This window comes from Chryseobacterium taichungense, from assembly GCF_900109935.1.
Lineage (GTDB): Bacteria > Bacteroidota > Bacteroidia > Flavobacteriales > Weeksellaceae > Chryseobacterium > Chryseobacterium taichungense.
The window spans coordinates 1-2,223 of the sequence record NZ_FOBV01000024.1; the positions used below are offsets into that span (position 1 = coordinate 1).

4 protein-coding genes are annotated in these 2,223 nt (G+C 32.0%); all 4 read left to right on the forward strand.

What is annotated here, in order from left to right; translation table 11 throughout:
* Nucleotides 1–282: hypothetical protein (locus BMW64_RS20270; protein WP_090002503.1), on the forward strand; the 282-nt coding region annotated here is incomplete at its 5' end.
* Complete coding sequence (locus tag BMW64_RS21005; RefSeq protein ID WP_228400983.1) at nt 251–817, forward strand: hypothetical protein; 567 nt, start codon at nt 251–253, stop codon at nt 815–817. The genes BMW64_RS20270 and BMW64_RS21005, both read left to right, overlap by 32 nt.
* Before the next feature lie 6 nt (nt 818–823).
* Nucleotides 824–1,294, forward strand: a complete 471-nt coding sequence (locus tag BMW64_RS20280) for a DMP19 family protein (protein WP_090002505.1) — start codon at nt 824–826, stop codon at nt 1,292–1,294.
* A 41-nt stretch (nt 1,295–1,335) separates the two neighbouring features.
* The gene (locus BMW64_RS20285) at nt 1,336–1,755 is read left to right on the forward strand and encodes a hypothetical protein (RefSeq protein WP_090002507.1); all 420 of its coding nucleotides are present in this window, start codon (nt 1,336–1,338) and stop codon (nt 1,753–1,755) included.
* The last annotated feature ends 468 nt before the right edge of the window (nt 1,756–2,223 follow it).

Sequence of the window (2,223 nt, forward strand, 5' to 3'; positions counted from 1 at the left end):
ATGTTGGAAGATGCAGCTATACAAAATATGTGGAAGATAGGAGGAGAATGGAAAAACAACGGTAATGGCGGATTTGACTATGGAAAGCATACCGTAGGTTTTGATGGAAGTTACTCTTTTAGTCCTGATAATGTTGATATCAATTTACCTGAGCTTGTTCTCAATGGATATGGAAGTGCAAAATACTGGGGAGGTGCTATAAAGTACATACAACATCAACCATGGTATTCTTTACAATGGTATTGCAGCAATGCAATCTGCCTGGAACAAAGCTGTATTTGATGCCAACCAACCTTTTAGACCTGTATTGCACAATGGTTCTGCGTATATGATGAGTGGCGACGTATTAGGAATCTCTGATCTTATTGGACTTGGCCTAAACAGAGTTGCGGAAGATCATCCGTATGCGGCACTAGCTTTATCGTTGGCGGCTATTGTAGCGACAAAAGGAAGAGCAACGGATGATGTACTTAAAACAGAAAGCAACTTATGGAGAATCGGAGCCTATAAGGAAATGAAAGGTATTGAAGCGGGATTAGATGCACATCACGTAGGACAAAGCGCCATTATGAAAAAATTAGTGGCTGGTTATGATCATAAAACTGCTCCAACAATTTTAGTTCCAAAACTCGGACATACAATCGGTACCGGAGTTGTTTCAAGATCAACAACTGGGTTTACATCTGCCCGTGAAGTTCTTGCAAGAGATATTTTTGAATTAAGACGTGTATATGGTTCACAAGGCATACCAAATAGTGCACTTCAGGAATTAATTCAAATGAATAAAACAATGTATCCAGGTGCATTTATGAAATAATTAAAAATGGAAAATATAATTGACAAAACTTATTCTGAAGCTGTAAAAGGATTAAATGAAGAAATATTAAACAACTGTGATGCTTGGTATGAATATGTGTTAAGTTTACCGAAAACTCAACAGGTTGTTTATACTGTTGCTCTGTTGAATTGGCAAGTAGAAAACGGTGGTTTTCACCAATATTTTTTCAATTCTTACGGACAGTTTGCTTATTTAACTATTAAAAATTTAAAATTAATTGGAACCCCTCAAAGGGCTGAATTATTAGATGTTGCAACTCATCTTGTAAATGAAGAATATTTAATTGAAGATACTTTTAGACATCTAATTTTTAATAGAGAATTGTCAAAAATTGTAGATTTTGATGAAATCCTTTTTAATAAGTTAAACGATTTAGATGATAAATATTATAATATGGAAGATGAGAATATTCTTGATTTTTTAGAAGATTACTTAAATAAACAATCTAAAAGTTAGCATGAAACCAGAAGATGTAATTAAAGGGAATTTGGAATTATATGATAGATTTTAAAAATATATTACAAAAGAAATTCTCTAAAAGTGGTGATTCTGAATTAATAGGTTATTCTTATGAGAATGGCAAAATTTCTTTAGATATTAAATTAGAAGAGGATGATATTTTAAATATACAATTTGAGACTGAAATTCTTTATGCTAAAAATATTGAGTTAAGATCACCATTTAACGTTGGCTATTTTGAATGTATCAAACTTTCTGATGTATTAAAAATTGAAAATAATCACTACTCTTTTTCAGGAGGCTTTGTTGATATAATGAAAGCACAAAGAAAAAAAATTAATTTAGCTTTTGGTCTGCCTATTAGTAATTATACTCATTTAATAACCTTTTGTAATAGCTCAATTAATTTAGCATTTATAGTTAATGAAAATAATAATTATAAATTTGAATCTTATTAACTAGGTGATGTTCCAGATGTGTTGGTTTTCTTTATTGATCGACATTATATAGAAAATTTTAAATAAAATTAATAGAAAACAGATGGTAATTTGGATCATCTGTTTTATTTTAGTCCATAAAAAGCATCGCAAATGAAGTTAAAAAAAACTCATGTTTCAAATGTGTTGGTAACAATCGAAAAATGATAAGATTTGGAAAAACCAAATTCGGAAAACAGAATCCCTATTGGATTTTGCAGGGGCTATTTAGAAAACCGACACCTATCATCTGAGAAAGAAGGGTGAAAGCGGAGTGACCGTAAAGGAAAGGTTTGTGTACGATTCGCAGAACAGGCTGCTCAAACATTTTCACCAGGTGGATAGCATGCCTGAGGAATTACTCACTGAAAACACCTACAATGAACTCTCGGAACTTACAAACAAAAAAGTAGGAAACAATCTTCAGAGCATCGACTATGCTTACAATAT

Excerpts from the sequence above, each read along its gene's own strand:
- BMW64_RS21005 (WP_228400983.1), top strand. The coding sequence starts at position 251 with ATGCAATCTGCCTGGAACAAAGCTGTATTTGATGCCAACCAACCTTTT.
- BMW64_RS20280 (WP_090002505.1), top strand. The coding sequence starts at position 824 with ATGGAAAATATAATTGACAAAACTTATTCTGAAGCTGTAAAAGGATTA.
- BMW64_RS20285 (WP_090002507.1), top strand. The coding sequence starts at position 1,336 with ATGATAGATTTTAAAAATATATTACAAAAGAAATTCTCTAAAAGTGGT.